A 14,457-nucleotide genomic window follows, 5' to 3' on the forward strand; every position below is an offset into this window, starting at 1 on the left:
CGGGCGAACTCGACTCGGTCGTCGGCGCGGTCCTCGAGCCCGCCGTCGCCCGGGTCGAGGCGGCGCCGCTGCCGGAGCCGGTAGCGGCCGCGTTCGTCAGCGACTACGGACTGCTCGCGATGGGGCCGTTCCTGTTCGTCTGGGCGCTGCCGACGATGCTCATCTTCGCCCTGTTCATGGGCGCGTACAAGGCCAGCGGGCTCGTGACGCGGGTGACGACCGCGCTCCACCCCGTCATGCGTTGCGTCGGCCTGACGGGTCGGGATCTCGTCCGTGTCGTGATGGGTTTCGGCTGTAACGTCCCCGCCGTGACGAGTACCCGAAGCTGCTCGGACTGTACGCGCTGTACCACCGTCTCGGCGATCTCGTTCGGTTCGGCCTGCTCCTACCAGTTTCCGGCCACGCTGGCGGTCTTCGCCGCGGTGGGGATGAGCTGGCTCGTCGTCCCGTACCTGGTCGTGCTCGTCGCGACGACGCTGCTGTACGTCCGCCTGATCGCCCCGCCGGAGGCGCGGACGGCGTCGCTCGCGGTCGATCGGCGGACGTTCCTCGAGTGGCCCCGCCCGAGCGCGGTCTGGCGGGAAGCCCGGAGCTCGCTGGCGAGCTTCCTCACGACCGCCTTGCCCGTCTTCGCGGTGATCTGCGTCGTCGCGGCATTGCTCGAGTACGTCGGCGTCCTCGAGCGGCTCGGTAGCGGCTTGGCCCCGGCGATGGGCGCCTTCGGCCTCCCTGCCGAGGCCGCCCTGCCGATCGTCCTCGCCTCGATCCGCAAGGACGGGATCGCGCTGCTGACCGCCGATGCGAGCGGAATCGCCGCGCTCTCGCCGATTCAGGTGCTCGTCGCGGTCTACCTCGCGGGCGTACTCCTGCCGTGTCTGGTCACGGCGGTCACGGTCGCCCGCGAGGTCTCGGTCCGGTTCGTTGCAAAAATGCTGGCTCGGCAGGCCGCGGCGGCGATCGGCTTCGCGCTCGCGCTCGCGTGGATCGGACGGCTAACTACACGTCTTCTCTGACGGTGCCGCCGATCACGAGCGCGGCGCCGATGATGACGAGGTTCTTGATGATGTACTGGCCCTCGACCGTCAGCGCGTACGGGAACGACACGTACACTGCCTCGGGAAGGATGATAAGCGGCAGAAAGGTGCCGGGTAGCTGGAGAAAGAGGAGGAAGATCCCGACCCGGATCAGCGGCCGGTAGAGCAGGCAGATCCCGATCAGCACCTCCCAGACGCCGAGGACGGGGATGAACAGATCGGCCGGAACCAGATAGACGGTCGCCGCGACGAGTTCGCCGGCCGGCGAGACGCCAAGTACCTTGAGCCCGCCGAACCAGATGAACACGACAGCGATCGCGGCCCGCAACACCGGTATCCCCCACCGATCCATGTACGCGGCGACGGTCGCGTCGAGTCTGTCGAAGCGCTGCTGGTACGTCCCGAGTCGGTCGGCGAAAGTTCCGTCCGCCATAGTACCGATGTGCGCCGCAGGGCCGAAAACCCTCATGCTGGCAGGCCCTCGGTCGGATTATTATACCACTTCCTACCTGTATCCAATAGTTATTAAACCAAATAACTAAAGTAATAATAGCGCGTATCGGATCCCGTGTACGAGTGCGTCATCGTCGGCGGGGGAATCCACGGGACCTACCTCGTCCAGCGGCTGCTCGAGGACACTGACCTCGAGCGCGAGGACGTTCTGATCGTCGACCCGAACGAACGGCTGCTGGCCTCGTTCCGACGGAAGGCGCGGGCCTGCGAGATGGACGCGATGCGCTCGACGTTCGTCCACCACGTCGGCACCGAGCCGTTCGGCCTCGAGAGCTTCGCCGAAGCCCGCGGGCGCGAGGACGAACTCCTGCCGACGCCGGGCTACCCACGGCGACCGTCGCTGTCGCTGTTTCTCGACTACGCCGACCGCGTCATCGATCGGGAGAACCTCGAGGCGCTGCACCGGCGGACGGCGGTCGACGCCGTGAGCGAGCGCGAGGACGGCGGACTCGTCCTCGAGACCGGCGACGGCCCGATCCGAACCCGGACGTGCGTGCTGGCGATCGGACGCGGCGGCCGGTACCGGACCCCCGACTGGGCGGACGGCGTCGACGGAGTCACCCACGTCTGGGACGGGTTCGATCCCGACCGTCGGGCCGAGGAGACGGTCGTCGTCGGAGGCGGGGTTACCGCAGCGCAACTGGCGACCTGCCTCGCCGACCGGGAACCCGTGACCCTGCTCTCGAGACGTGACCTCGAGGAGGCGGCCATCGAGGCCGACCCCCGCTGGATCAACTGGTCGCACGTCGAACGGCACCTCCACCGTCACCCGCCGGGCTCCCGGCGGCGCCTCGAGGTCGTCCGGGAGGCGCGCAACGACGCCACCGTCCCGCCGACCCTGCTCGACCGGCTCGACTCGGCGGTCGAAGCGGGCGACCTGCGGACCCGGATCGGCGAGGTCGAGTCCGCCCGCGCGGTCGACGACCGGGTGCGGCTGCTGCTCGAGGACGGCGGCTGCTGTTCGGCCGAGCGGGTCGTGCTCGCGACCGGTTTCGCTTCGGTGTTCGACCACCCGTTCGTCGACCGGGTCGCCGAGGAGCTGGGACTCGAGCGAGGGTATCGAGGAACGCCGGTGCTCGAGGACGGAACGCTGGCGTGGCGTCACGCCGACGGAACTCGATCCCCGGTGTTCGTCACGGGCGCGCTAGCGGCCGGCACCGTCGGTCCGTTCGCGGGGAACGTCGCCGGCGCGAGACGGGCGGCCGACCGCCTGGTCGAACCGATCTCGGGTCGCAGCGAGCCGATGGTATCGGCCGACTGAGCCGCACGAGCGCGGGACAGCCGATCGTGGCTCTCGAGCGGGCGACGGTCGGTCCGGCTTCGATGCCGGAGAGCGGTGTCGGACGCGATCCGGATCGCTCGGAGGGAGCCTTACTTGTACTCCGGTTCGGTAACCACCGTCGTGGCAGAAAGCGAGGAGACGGGTTCGGACATCGCGAGGGCGTCGACGCTTCCGCCAACACCCGACGGATACGCCGAGCCGTACGAGTTCCGGTATCCGACGGTCGCCTTACTGGTCGGCTCCAGCGTGCTGGGGATCGTTTCGTCGGTGGCGCTCGTGGCCCTTCTGATGCTCGTCCACGGCCACGAGGTGTTCGCGTTTTACGAGGTGATCGTCGACGGCGAGACGACGACGTTCGCGATGGATCTGACGGCTATCGCCGTCCCGTTTCTCGCCGCGCTGATCGTGACGACGGCCGTCCACGAACTGCTCCACGGCGTCGTCTTTCGGTTCTACGGCTACGACGTGGCGTACGGCGTCGCTCCCGCGATGGGCGCGTTCTACGCGGCGGCGTTCGGCCAGTTTCAAAGACGGGCGGAACTGCTCCGCGTCGGTCTCGCACCGCTCGTCGGGATCACGGCCGTCTGCGTCCCGCTGCTGTTCGTTCCGGTTCCGATCGTCGCCCTTACGGCCGCGTTCGTCCTGGTTTTCAACACCGCCGGGGCGATCGGAGACCTCTACGCGACGTGGCGACTTCGACGGCTCCCCGAGGGGACGCTGTTGTACGACGTGGACATCCGCCACTCCTACGTCTACGAGCCGTCGACGTAGCGCGAACGCATCGGCGACCGACTCGAGCGAGCATCCGCACCGTGTTGTACGCCCGATCTATATTGTGTAGTATGGGCAAGATTCGTCCGTCCGAACTGGCGGAGCGCCGCTCGAGCGGCGAGGACTACTACGTTCTCGATATCAGACCCCGGGAGAGCTACCGGCGCGAGCACATCGAGGGGAGTCACAACGTCCCCGTCTACGACGACCTGCGACGCGGCGACGAGGGCGAACTTCGCCGATCGCTCGCGGAGGTGCCCGACGACGGGACGGTCGTCACGGTCTGCAAGGCGGGGATCGTCGCCCGAAAGGCGACGGCCGTCCTCGAGGAGGAGGGGTACGACGCCACGACCCTGGCCGGCGGGATGCGGGGCTGGAACGGCTACCAGCGGGGGTCGGTCGGCTACCGCCTTCGGACGGTGATCGGCCGACTGCTTCCCTGATGGGTCCGGACAGTATCCACGAACGTGGGTTTCGGACGAAAGCCGAAAGCGTTTTTGAGCACGGTTACGGGGTATCAGGTAATGACGGCCTACACCGCGACGGTGACGGTTCGACTCAAACGCGGCGTCCTCGACCCCGAGGCCGAGACCACGAAGCAGGCCCTCGAGCGACTGGGCTTCGAACTCGAGGCGCTGCGCTCGGCCGACCGCTTCGAGATCGACCTCGAGGCCGACTCCGACGACGACGCCCGCGAGCGCGCCGACGAGATGGCCGAGCGATTGCTCGCGAACCCGACCATCCACGACTACGACGTGGAGGTCGACGAGCGGTAGATGACGGTTTCCCTCACGACGATCGAGACCGTCGGTCACAACACCGCGGGGTGGCGACTGTGACGGTCTCGATCGTCAGATTCGGCGGCTCGAACTGCGACCGCGATGCCGCACGCGCGCTCGAGCACCTCGGGATCGACGCCGAGATCGTCTGGCACGAGGACGGCCTGCCGGCCGAGACGTCGGGGATCGTCTTGCCGGGCGGGTTCTCCTACGGCGACTACCTGCGCGCGGGGGCGATGGCCGCCCGATCGCCGATCATGGCCGAGGTCCGGGAGGCGGCTGCCGACGGCGTTCCGGTGTTGGGGATCTGTAACGGCGCCCAGATCGGCTGCGAGTCGGGGCTGACCGAGGGCGCCTTCACGACCAACGCGAGCGCTCGGTTCCAGTGCGAACCCGTCTCTCTCCGGGTCGAGCGCGCCGACACACCCTGGACGGCCGCCTACGAGGAAGGCGAGGTCATCGAGGTGCCGATCGCCCACGGCGAGGGGCGCTACGAGGTCGACGACGATCGACTGGCGGAACTCGAGGCCGACGACCGGATCCTCTTTCGGTACTGCGACGACGACGGCGCGGTCGACGGCGACGCGAACCCCAACGGATCGAAAGCGGCGGTCGCCGGGCTGCTCGGCGAGCGCGAGACGGTCGCGGTGTTGATGCCCCACCCCGAGCGCGCCACGCTACCGGACGTCGGCCCGACCGACGGCCAGGGGATCCTCCGTGGATTCGAGTCGGCGACCGACGAATTTTAATCTCCACCGATATATTTATTCCATTATCTATTTTATTTAGAGACAGTCAGCTGAAGCTGGGTATCTATCCGTTCGGGGTGGTCGAGCGGACGAGCCCGGCTATCGCGGCTACTGGGTTATGGATACGGCAACGCACGTCGTCTGTGTGGGATCTTCGGTTCCGCCGAACGTCGACGAGATCGTCGACGAGATCGTCGAGACGGTCGCCGACTGCCTGGCGGCGCTCGAGAGCGCAGCCTGCGTCGTGGCGACCAGTGGCGTACCCGACGCGACCTGCCCTGAACTCTGTTCGCTGATTCGGAGCCGCCGACCCGACGTTCCGCTCGTGGTCTTCCCGTCGGCTGGCAGCGAGGAGTTGGCCGGTGAGGTGATTTCGGCCGGTGCCGACGGCTACGTGCCACAGTCCCAGGGTCTCGAGACGCTTCGCTCGCGCCTCGCGGCGTTGCGTTCCGATTCCGCCCCCCGGTCGAACGTGGACTCGAGCCGGTTCGAGTTGCTCGTCGAACAGTCCCCGCTCGCGATCATCGAGTGGGACCGGTCGTTCGAGGCGACGAGCTGGAACCCCGCGGCGACGGCGCTGTTCGGCTACGACCGAACGGAGGCGCTCGGTTCGTCGGCGTTCGAGCTGGTCGTCGGCGAGCGCGACCGTGCCGACGTCGCGGCCCACTGGGAGCTGCTCGTCGAGGCCGACCTCGAGGAGTCGTCCCGGACCGTCACCCGGAACGTTCGCAAGGACGACACCGAGGTCATCTGCGAGTGGGTCAACACGCCGCTGATCGAGGACGGCGAGGTCGTTCGCGTGCTCTCCTTTGCCCGCGACATCACCGACGATTTCGAGCGGGCGACCGCCCTCGAGGCGCTCCAGGAGACGACGCGTCGGCTCATGGGCGCGTCCTCGCCCGAGGCGATCGCCGAGATCGTCATGGACGCGACCGGGAGCGTCCTCGATCGGTCGCTGGCCGGCGTCTGGTTCGCCGACGAGGACGGCGAGTCCCTCAAACTCGCGGCGACGGCTTCGCGACTGGCCGACGACAGCGTCGATCGATCGCCGGTCTCCCCCGGCGGCGGCCTCCTCTGGAAGGTCTACGGGCGAGGGGAGCCGTTGGTCGTCGAGGACGCCTCGACCGAACGCCTTCCGTACTACCTCGAGTTTCCCCTCGGTAACGCGATCGTCTACCCGCTGGGCGAGCACGGCGTGCTGTCGGTCTGTTCGGTCGGTGGACGGGAGCTCGAGGCCGCCGATATGAACCTGGTGCGGGTGCTCGCCGCGACCGCCGAGGCCGCCCTCGACCGGACGGCACGCCAGCGCGAACTCGAGCGCGCGAAGACGATCGTCGAGGCCGTCGGCGACAGCGTGTACGCGACTGATCACGAGGGGCGGTTCGTCACCGTCAACGACATGCTCGCGTCGGTAACCGGCTACGACCGGGAGGCGCTCGTCGGCGAACACTTTTCGACCGTGCTGACCGACGAGAGCACCGAGCGGGCCCGAAACCGGCTCGGCGAACTCGAGCCAGGAGCCGGGGACGCTGCGACCTACGAGGTGACCGTGCTGACCGAGTCGGGCGACCGGATTCCCTGCGAGGCGACCACGCGGCTGCTGTGTCCGGACGGCGACCTCGAGGGATCGGTCGGGGTCGTCCGCGACATCAGCGACCGCAAGCGGATGGAGCGCGAACTCCGAGAGCGTCGAGCGAAGATCGAGAGCCTCCACGAGGTCGCCTCCCGCCTGGACGACTGTCGCCGTCCCGAGGAGATCTACGAGCTGATCGTCGAGACGGCCGAGGACGTCCTCGAGTTCGACGTCTGCGTCGTCGATCGAGCGGTCGGCGACTCGCTCGTGAAGGTCGCGCTCTCCTCGCACCTCGACGACGCGGACTACGTCGAACGGATCCCGATCGAGACGGGGATCGCGGGGAAGACCTACCGGACCGGGCGAACGTACCGGATCGACGACGTCGAGCGCTGCGAGGACGCGGCGGCGGACGCCGGCGCCTACGCGTCGCTGCTGAGTGCCCCGATCGGCGACCACGGCGTCTTCCAGGCGGCCGCGAAGGAACCGGGCGCGTTCGACGGCCACGACGAGGAGCTGGTCGAACTGCTGCTCTCTCACGTCACCGACAGGCTGGACCAGCTCGAGTCGGAGTCGGAACTCAGGGCCGAACGCGATCGATTCGCGGCGCTGTTCGAAAACGTTCCGGACGCCGTCGCCAGCGTCCGACACCGCGACGGCGAGCCGATCGTCGAAGCGGTCAACCCCGCGTTCGAGCGGACGTTCGGCTACGACGAGGCGGAGCTGGTCGGCGATTCGCTGGACGCCCACATCGTCCCGGTCGAAGACCGGAACGCGGCGGAGGCGATCAACCGATGTAGCGACGAGGGCTCGGTCGTCGAGGCCGAGGTGAGACGCCGAACCGCGGACGGTTTCCGCGAGTTCATGCTGCGGATCGTTCCGATCGAACTCGGCGAGGCCGGGAACCGGTCATTCGCGATCTACACCGACGTGACCGAGCAGAAGCGGCGACGAAAGCGTCTCGAGATCCTGAACCGGGTGTTACGACACGACCTGCGAAACGGAATGAACGTCATCGACGGCTGTGCCGACCTGCTCGCCGATCGGGTCGATGGAGAGGACGCGGAGTACGTCCAGTCGATTCGGGAGCGGGCGAGCGAACTCATCTCGCTGGCCGAGAAGTCCAGAACCGTCGAATGCACCCTCAGCCGGGACGGCGCCGACACCCGACCGATCGACGTCGCCGCGCTCGCCGAACGGGCGACGACCCGGCTCGAGAACGCCGCTCCCGACGTCGAGCTCGAGCGCTCGATCTCGGGGCCGGCTCCGGTCCCCGGCGGGGAGTACCTGGAGGCGGCGGTCTCGCAGCTCCTCGAGAACGCGGCCGAACACCACGACGGGAAGCCCTCGATCGAGATTGCGGTTCGGGATCGGCCGACCGACGATCTGGTGACGCTGTCGGTCGCCGACGACGGCCCCGGCATCCCGCCCGAAGAGCGGGAGCTGCTCCGGGAAGAGCGAGAGATCACGCAGCTCCGACACACGAGCGGCCTCGGCCTCTGGCTGGTCAACTGGGCCGTCTCGCAGTCGGGCGGTCGGCTGACGATCGCCGACAACGAGCCCCGGGGGACCGTCGTCACGCTCGAGCTACCGCGGGCCGATCCGGACGAGGTCGGTACGACTCGAGACGGAGTCGATCCCCGTTAGCGGGTCAGGGGCTGGTTGAAGCTCCGCTCGTGTTCCATGACGGCCTCCCAGGTGAGTTCGCAGTCACAGGAGACCTGCTCGAAGACCGACGGATCCTGGCGAAGGTCGAAGTCCTTGATCGCCTTCTGGACGAGGTCGTCGCACTCCTGACAGTTGTGCGGGCCGCGATCCGAGCCGTGGCCGACGGGATCGGAGACGACGATGGCGTCGACGTCGACCGTCTCGCGGAGGACGTGCGCGACCGACCAGAGCCACGGCGGCCGGTAGCCGTCCTCGAAGTAGAGGTCGTCGACCATCGTGTAGCGCTGGACGTTACAGGGGTTCATCGAGACGGTGTGACAGCCCTCGACGGCCGCACAGCGCTCGACCGAGGAAATCATGTCCGCGACGGCTTCCGATTCGGTGAGGAAGGGCGGCTTCATCAGGAGGTAGGCCTTGATCCCCGCGTCGGCGTCGTCGCCCGCCTCCGCGTCAGCCTCGGCGGCCTCGGCGCAGGCGTCCTCGAAGTCCGCGAAGTCGAAGTACTTGTTCACGCAGTCGTGGCGCACCCGGTCGGTCGCGGTCTCGAGCCCGATCGCGACGTCCGTATTCACGCCGTGGCGGGTGAAGTCGGCGATCTTCTCGCGGTCGACGAAGTCGGGCAGCGACTCGACGACCATCCGCTCGCGGTCGGCGAAGGCGTCGGCGATCGCTCGCCGCGAGCGGGCGCCCACCTCGCGCTCGTCTAAGAACGAACCGGAGGTGTAGATCTTGATGAGGTCGGCGGGCTCGTCCCCCTCTTCCTCCTCGTGGGCGAGGCAGACGTCGATCTGGTCCATCAGGGCGTCGTGGCTCACGCTGCCGCCGTCGACGCTCTCGGCGACGTAGCCACACATCGTACAGCCGCCGGCGCGGGCCCAGCGACAGCCGCCGGTGTTGAGAATGATCGTCAGGCTCCGCTTGACGCCGTTCGGCGTGTTGTCCTCGTCGAGCCAGACGCGGGTCGGCTCGTGAGGGTCGTAGCTGGCCTCCTTGCGCGAGCGGATCTCGCGCATGACCTTGTTGTGGGCGTCCATGCCCTTGCCCTGCTCGTAGACGTCGGGCGTGGGGTGACTCATTGAGAGAGGAAAGCGGTCCGGCACCTAAAGCGCCTTCGTCTGGGAACGGCAGCGACGACGCCTCGAGTTCGCGATCAGAGGCGCATCTCTCTCGTTTCGACGCCGTCGCAGGACGAACAGACGAACCGGTACTGGACGCGGCTCCCGCTCGTCGAGACGTTCCAGCCGCTGTCGTCGCGGTAGCCGCAGTGTCGACACTCGAGTTCGGAGTCGTCGAACTTCTCTCGCAGCCGTTCGAACGGAGACTGGTACACGGACATATGATAGCATATAACGTGATAAGTTATAACGTTCATTCCGGTTTCGTTGATAGATCGATTCCATCAGCATGGTTCTTAGGCGTCGCCTTCGTACGAGGGTGTATGGACAGCGTCAGCGAAACACACGAGCCCGGGGGCGGGACCGCGACGGCCGCCCTCGAGTGGTTCGTCGATCCCATCCTGGCCGTGACCGACGGGGTGATCACGTTCGCGAACGAGGCCGCCCGGACGGAGTTCGACCTTCAGGAGGGAGCGCTCCCTCGAGACCCGGAGCCGGTTCTCGACTCCCACTGGGAGCGCATCGAGCCCGCCCTGACCGAGACGACCGTCGGGACGGCCCGCCACGTCTCCCTCGAGACCGCCGAGTACGACGTCCGGATCCACCGCGGGGAGGAGGGGGCGACGATCGCGTTCGAACGCCTCGGCGAGCAGGAACCCCCGGCGAGCGACCGGGCGGTCAAGGACCGGGCGATCAACGAGGCGCCGGTGGGGATCACCATCTCCGACCCGGGCCGCGAGGACAACCCGCTGGTCTACATCAACGAGGCCTACGAGGAGATCACCGGCTACGGCTACGAGGACGTCGTCGGGCGCAACTGTCGGCTCCTGCAGGGCGAGGACTCCGACCCCGAGGCGATCGCCGAGATGCGCGCGGGGATCGACGAGGAACGGCCCGTCACGGTCGAACTCGTCAACTACCGCAAGGACGGCACGGCCTTCTGGAACGAGGTGACGATCGCTCCCGTGCGCAACGACGACGACGAGGTCACCCACTACGTCGGCTTCCAGAACGACGTCACCGCCCGTAAGGAGGCCGAACTCGAGCTCGAGCGCCAAACCGAGGAGCTGAAGTACATCCTCGAGCGAGTCGAGGGGCTGATCCAGGACGTCACCGAAGTCGTCGCGGGCTCGACCTCCCGGTCGGAGCTCGAGGACGCGGTCTGCGAGCGTATCGCGGCGGAGACGGCCTACGACGGCGCCTGGATCGGCGAGCGGGATCCGGCCACCGACCGGATCGAGATCCGCGAACGGGCGGGCGTCCCCGTCGAGGCGTCGTCGATCGGCGACGAGCATCCGGCCGCCAAGGCCCTCGAGACGCACGCCCTCGCCGTCGACGGCGACGGTGAGAGGACCCACGCCTCGTTCCCGCTTCGGTACAACGGAATCGACTACGGGGTGTTGACGGTCTGTACCGACCGCGATCGGCCGATCGACGACCGCGAGTCCGTGATCCTCTCGGCGCTGGCCCGTGCGGTCGCGAGCGGCGTCAACGCCCGCGAGACCAGTCGCACGCTCGCGACCGACGCCGTCGTCGCCGTCGACATCGAACTCACCGACCCCGCGTTCGCGCCGGTCGCGCTGTCGGCGGGGAGCGAGGCCCGTCTCGAGTACCGACGGTCGGTCCACCGCACCGGCGACGGGACGGCGTCGCTGTTCACCGCCGAGGGGACGACCGGGGAGGCCCTTCGGGCAGCCGCGGCCGAGCTCCCGGACGTCTCCCTCGAGGTGCTGGTCGAGCACGAGGGGAGCTGTCTGATCGAGCTACGCGACGACGACGATCCGGTCGGCTGGCTCTCCGATCGAGGCGTTCGGACGCAGACGATCGAAAGCGAGAACGGGAGCGCCAGACTCTCGCTCGAGATCCCGCGGTCGGCGAACGTCCGGTCGATCGTCGAGGCGATTGAGGACCGGTACGACGGCACCGACGTCGTCTCCTTTCACCAGCGCGAGAGCGAGGGTCGCTCGCGCCACGAGTTCGCCTCGCGGCTCGAGGCATCGCTCACCGACCGACAGTTCACCGCCCTACAGCGGGCCTACCTCGCGGGCTACTTCGAGTGGCCCCGACCCACGACCGGGGAGGAACTCGCACAGACGATGGACGTCTCGCGGCCGACGTTCCACGAACACCTCCGTGGCGCGGAGGCGAAGCTGTGCCGTGCGTTCTTCGGCGACGACTGAGACGGGTTGCCGTCCCGACGTACCGGAGGGCGCAGGACGGTTGCCGTCACTCCGGAACTGACCGACGGCGGTCCGGACGAGAGCCGGACTTATGGTTCCGGCCTCCGATCACCCGGTATGGAGCTCGATCTGCGATTCTTCGCCACCTTTCGCGAGGCGGTCGGCCAGAAGGAACTGACGTCCTCGTTCGAGGACGACGCGACCGTCGGCGACGTCCTCGGCGCGCTCGAGGCCGAGTACGACGACCTCGAGGGGGAGCTGCTCGAGGACGGCGAGATCCGACCCCAGCTGAGCGTGCTGAAGAACGGTCGCGACGTCGTCCACATGGAGGGCCCCGCCACTGCCCTCGAGGAGGGGGATACGCTGTCGGTGTTTCCACCGGTCGCGGGCGGATAACCCGTTTCGATCGACGACGGTTCGACCGCTTTCGAGAGGGATTTACGGACCGTACTCGGAGTCGGTCGTAGAGCGTGGCGATAGACTCCGAACCCGAGACGACCGACTGTGACGCGACGACCGAACCGGATCGGCGAGCGGACGGCGCCGATCGAGAGCCGGTAACCTTCAGCTGGCGGGGGATCCGCGCGGGACTGGTCACCTGCGTCCCGGTCGCGTTCGGCGTCGCCGGTTACGGCGTCGCGTTCGGCGTCCTCGCGAATCAGGTCGGGCTGAGCGTCGCGGAGGCGGCGCTGATGAGCGCGCTGGTCGTCGCCGGTGCCTCCCAGATCGTCGCCGTCGAGCTGTGGGCCGATCCGATCCCGATCGCCGCCATCGTCGTCACGACGTTCGCGATCAACCTGCGGTACTCGCTGATGGGCGCGGCGCTCCAGCCCTGGTTCAGACGCCTGTCGGCCTCGAAGGCCTACGGCAGCCTGTTTTTTATGGCCGACGAGAACTGGGCGCTGACGATGCGGGATTTCCGGGCGGGTAACAGACGCGGCGCCTTCCTGCTGGGCAGCGGGATCGCGATCTGGACGTTCTGGGTCGCGTCGACGGTCGTCGGCGCGCTCGCGGGCGAGACGATCGGCGATCCCGCGCAGTACGGGGTCGACTTCGTCCTCGCGGCGGTGTTTCTCGCGCTGGCGGCCGAACTCTGGGAGGGGCGCTCGTCGCTCGTCCCGTGGATGGCGTCGCTCGGAACCGCGGTGATCGCCGCCGAGGCGCTTCCCGGCCGGTGGTACATCCTGCTTGGCGGGCTCGCCGCGGCGGTCGTCGAGGTGATCCGCCATGATCGGTGACGGCGCGCTCTCGCTCGAGCCGGTCGTCGTCGGCGTCGTCCTCGCGATGGCCCTCGTCACCTACGCGACCAAGACCGGCGGACTCTGGCTGCTCAACCGGATCGAGGCGAGCGAGCGCCTCGAGGCCGCCCTCTCGGTGCTGCCGGGCGCGATCGTGATCGCCGTCCTCGGCCCCGAACTGGCGGCCGGCGGACCCGCCGAGTGGGGTGCGGGGGTCGTCGTCGTCGCCGTGATGTGGCGCACCGAGAGCATCCTGCTGGCGCTGTGTACCGGGGTCGTCTCGGTCGTCGTGCTGCGAGCGGTCGTCTGAGGGAACTTTATTTCTCCGGCGGCCGAACGAGGGGTATGACAGAACGGACGCGGATCGAGCGCTCCTTTCGCGGGATCTCCGAACGACTCGCGAGGCGGTACCTGACGAACCTCGGCGGAGAGCGCGTCGACGACGAGACGGTCACGGGCGAGGACTGGACGGCGACGCTCTCCTCCGAGACGGTCGGGATCGGCCCGTCGCTGACGCTGACGGAGGTGACGGTCGTCTTCGAGGGCGATCCCGACGTGCTCGAGCCGCTGATCGAGGACTTCGCCCAGAAGGCGATGCGCGCGGGTGGCTGATGGCCGGCGACCCCATCGAGGGGCAGATCCTGCTGCTCACCGCCGCGAAGGCGAGCGTCACGCCGACCCGGCTGCCGGATCTCGTCGATCTTGCCCAGGAACGGCTGGCGGCCGACCGCGAGCGCTACCGCCGCGAGTACGAACGCCTCTACGAGGGCGACGGGCTCGAGGCGTTCGCCGTCGAGACGGGCCACTGGGCGGCGCTGGGCGAGGAGCTGGGGATGAGCGACCGCGAGCTGTCGGCCGTCGAACGCGCCCACGAGGAGCAGCTGCTGCGGATCGGCCGGCGCACCGACCGCGAGGACGAGTTCGAGACCGCCCTCGAGATCCGCGAGCCGGTGTTGATCGGAGCCTGCGAGTAGGTTCGGTCTTCACGACGGCCGATCCGGCCCGAGATTGGCATCCGAGAGGTACAGGGGCGATACTCGTCGATCGGTACCTGCGAAAGAGCGAACGACGATCGGGATCCGCCGACGTCGAACCGGATCCTCGCCCGAGGCGGAACCGACTACAACAGGAGCGCGATCACCGCGAGCACGATGAAGATCAGCACGAAGATCCGCGCGATCTCCATCGAGACGCCCGCGACGCCGCCGGCGCCGACCGCGGCGGCGACGAGCGCGAGGACGAAGAAGATGACTGCCCAGTAGAGGAAGTCGACGCCGCCGAGCTGGAGCGGGACCGCGGTTGCGAGTTCGTACATGCGACCCACTCCCACGTCGACGGTTATAAACGTCGGTGTCGGTCCACGGGCGTTCGCCTCGGTAGGGAGCGGGTACCGACGTCCCCGTACGGACCGCCGTACGTCAGCTCCGGCGCAACCCCATCGAACTGCGGTCGCGCCGCGAAATCGGTACGGCAGTCCGTCTCATACGGACTATTGTAGTTCTTTACCGGTGATCGCTGTCCCCGCCCGAGCGATCACCGGTAGAACGCTACAACA

At 68.1% G+C, this 14,457-nt stretch carries 17 protein-coding genes; 13 read left to right on the forward strand and 4 right to left on the reverse strand.

All coding sequences use genetic code 11. The features are described from left to right. Nucleotides 1-1,013, forward strand: a 1,013-nt coding sequence (locus ACNA7R_RS15765) for a nucleoside recognition domain-containing protein (protein WP_416284498.1), incomplete at its 5' end; no start/stop codon positions are given. On the opposite strand, the gene ACNA7R_RS15770 is transcribed toward ACNA7R_RS15765, so the two are convergent. Beyond that, on the reverse strand, nt 997-1,467 hold the full coding sequence (locus tag ACNA7R_RS15770) for a hypothetical protein (protein WP_416284499.1): 471 nt from the start codon (nt 1,465-1,467) through the stop codon (nt 997-999). The genes ACNA7R_RS15765 and ACNA7R_RS15770 overlap by 17 nt on opposite strands. A gap of 135 nt (nt 1,468-1,602) precedes the next feature. On the opposite strand from ACNA7R_RS15770, the gene ACNA7R_RS15775 reads away from it, so the two are divergent. The 6 genes from ACNA7R_RS15775 to ACNA7R_RS15800 all read left to right on the forward strand — a co-directional run bounded on the left by ACNA7R_RS15775 (nt 1,603) and on the right by ACNA7R_RS15800 (nt 8,348). Beyond that, the gene (locus tag ACNA7R_RS15775) at nt 1,603-2,808 is read left to right on the forward strand and encodes an FAD/NAD(P)-binding protein (protein WP_416284500.1); all 1,206 of its coding nucleotides are present in this window, start codon (nt 1,603-1,605) and stop codon (nt 2,806-2,808) included. 141 nt (nt 2,809-2,949) lie between these two features. Beyond that, on the forward strand, nt 2,950-3,600 hold the full coding sequence (locus tag ACNA7R_RS15780) for a DUF3267 domain-containing protein (RefSeq protein WP_416284501.1): 651 nt from the start codon (nt 2,950-2,952) through the stop codon (nt 3,598-3,600). Nucleotides 3,601-3,671: 71 nt separating this feature from the next. Beyond that, nucleotides 3,672-4,043, forward strand: coding sequence for a rhodanese-like domain-containing protein (locus ACNA7R_RS15785; protein WP_416284502.1), 372 nt, complete (start codon nt 3,672-3,674; stop codon nt 4,041-4,043). Between the two features lie 81 nt (nt 4,044-4,124). Next, entirely contained in the window at nt 4,125-4,376 is a 252-nt protein-coding gene (purS, locus tag ACNA7R_RS15790) for a phosphoribosylformylglycinamidine synthase subunit PurS (RefSeq protein WP_416284503.1), read from the forward strand. A 59-nt stretch (nt 4,377-4,435) separates the two neighbouring features. Beyond that, the gene (gene purQ / locus ACNA7R_RS15795) at nt 4,436-5,128 is read left to right on the forward strand and encodes a phosphoribosylformylglycinamidine synthase I (RefSeq protein WP_416284504.1); all 693 of its coding nucleotides are present in this window, start codon (nt 4,436-4,438) and stop codon (nt 5,126-5,128) included. A 118-nt stretch (nt 5,129-5,246) separates the two neighbouring features. Beyond that, complete coding sequence (locus tag ACNA7R_RS15800) at nt 5,247-8,348, forward strand: PAS domain S-box protein (RefSeq protein ID WP_416284505.1); 3,102 nt, start codon at nt 5,247-5,249, stop codon at nt 8,346-8,348. Here ACNA7R_RS15800 and ACNA7R_RS15805 read toward each other — a convergent pair. Further along, nucleotides 8,345-9,445 (reverse strand): archaeosine biosynthesis radical SAM protein RaSEA, encoded by a 1,101-nt coding sequence (locus tag ACNA7R_RS15805; protein ID WP_416284506.1) that lies wholly within the window; start codon nt 9,443-9,445, stop codon nt 8,345-8,347. The two genes, ACNA7R_RS15800 and ACNA7R_RS15805, sit on opposite strands and share 4 nt — an antisense overlap. Nucleotides 9,446-9,519: 74 nt before the next feature. Then, nucleotides 9,520-9,705, reverse strand: coding sequence for an HVO_0649 family zinc finger protein (locus ACNA7R_RS15810; RefSeq protein ID WP_293027201.1), 186 nt, complete (start codon nt 9,703-9,705; stop codon nt 9,520-9,522). A gap of 102 nt (nt 9,706-9,807) precedes the next feature. Between ACNA7R_RS15810 and ACNA7R_RS15815 the strand changes: the two genes are divergently transcribed. The 6 genes from ACNA7R_RS15815 to ACNA7R_RS15840 all read left to right on the forward strand — a co-directional run bounded on the left by ACNA7R_RS15815 (nt 9,808) and on the right by ACNA7R_RS15840 (nt 13,876). After that, nucleotides 9,808-11,664 carry a bacterio-opsin activator domain-containing protein gene (locus ACNA7R_RS15815; RefSeq protein ID WP_416284507.1) on the forward strand — a complete coding sequence of 619 codons (1,857 nt, stop codon included), beginning with the start codon at nt 9,808-9,810 and terminating at the stop codon, nt 11,662-11,664. Between the two features lie 117 nt (nt 11,665-11,781). Further along, complete coding sequence (locus tag ACNA7R_RS15820) at nt 11,782-12,060, forward strand: ubiquitin-like small modifier protein 1 (protein WP_416284508.1); 279 nt, start codon at nt 11,782-11,784, stop codon at nt 12,058-12,060. 74 nt (nt 12,061-12,134) lie between these two features. After that, complete coding sequence (locus ACNA7R_RS15825) at nt 12,135-12,902, forward strand: AzlC family ABC transporter permease (protein ID WP_416284509.1); 768 nt, start codon at nt 12,135-12,137, stop codon at nt 12,900-12,902. After that, on the forward strand, nt 12,892-13,212 hold the full coding sequence (locus ACNA7R_RS15830; protein WP_416284510.1) for an AzlD family protein: 321 nt from the start codon (nt 12,892-12,894) through the stop codon (nt 13,210-13,212). The genes ACNA7R_RS15825 and ACNA7R_RS15830 overlap by 11 nt, the downstream gene beginning before the upstream one ends. 35 nt (nt 13,213-13,247) lie before the next feature. Beyond that, nucleotides 13,248-13,514 carry a hypothetical protein gene (locus tag ACNA7R_RS15835; RefSeq protein ID WP_416284511.1) on the forward strand — a complete coding sequence of 89 codons (267 nt, stop codon included), beginning with the start codon at nt 13,248-13,250 and terminating at the stop codon, nt 13,512-13,514. After that, nucleotides 13,514-13,876 (forward strand): hypothetical protein, encoded by a 363-nt coding sequence (locus ACNA7R_RS15840; protein ID WP_416284512.1) that lies wholly within the window; start codon nt 13,514-13,516, stop codon nt 13,874-13,876. The genes ACNA7R_RS15835 and ACNA7R_RS15840 overlap by 1 nt, the downstream gene beginning before the upstream one ends. Nucleotides 13,877-14,022: 146 nt before the next feature. Here the strand turns inward: ACNA7R_RS15840 and ACNA7R_RS15845 are convergent, their stop codons facing one another. Beyond that, nucleotides 14,023-14,217 carry a DUF1328 family protein gene (locus ACNA7R_RS15845; RefSeq protein WP_416284513.1) on the reverse strand — a complete coding sequence of 65 codons (195 nt, stop codon included), beginning with the start codon at nt 14,215-14,217 and terminating at the stop codon, nt 14,023-14,025. Between the last annotated feature and the right edge of the window lie 240 nt (nt 14,218-14,457).

It is taken from the genome of Natronococcus sp., from assembly GCF_047921035.1.
Lineage (GTDB): Archaea > Halobacteriota > Halobacteria > Halobacteriales > Natrialbaceae > Natronococcus.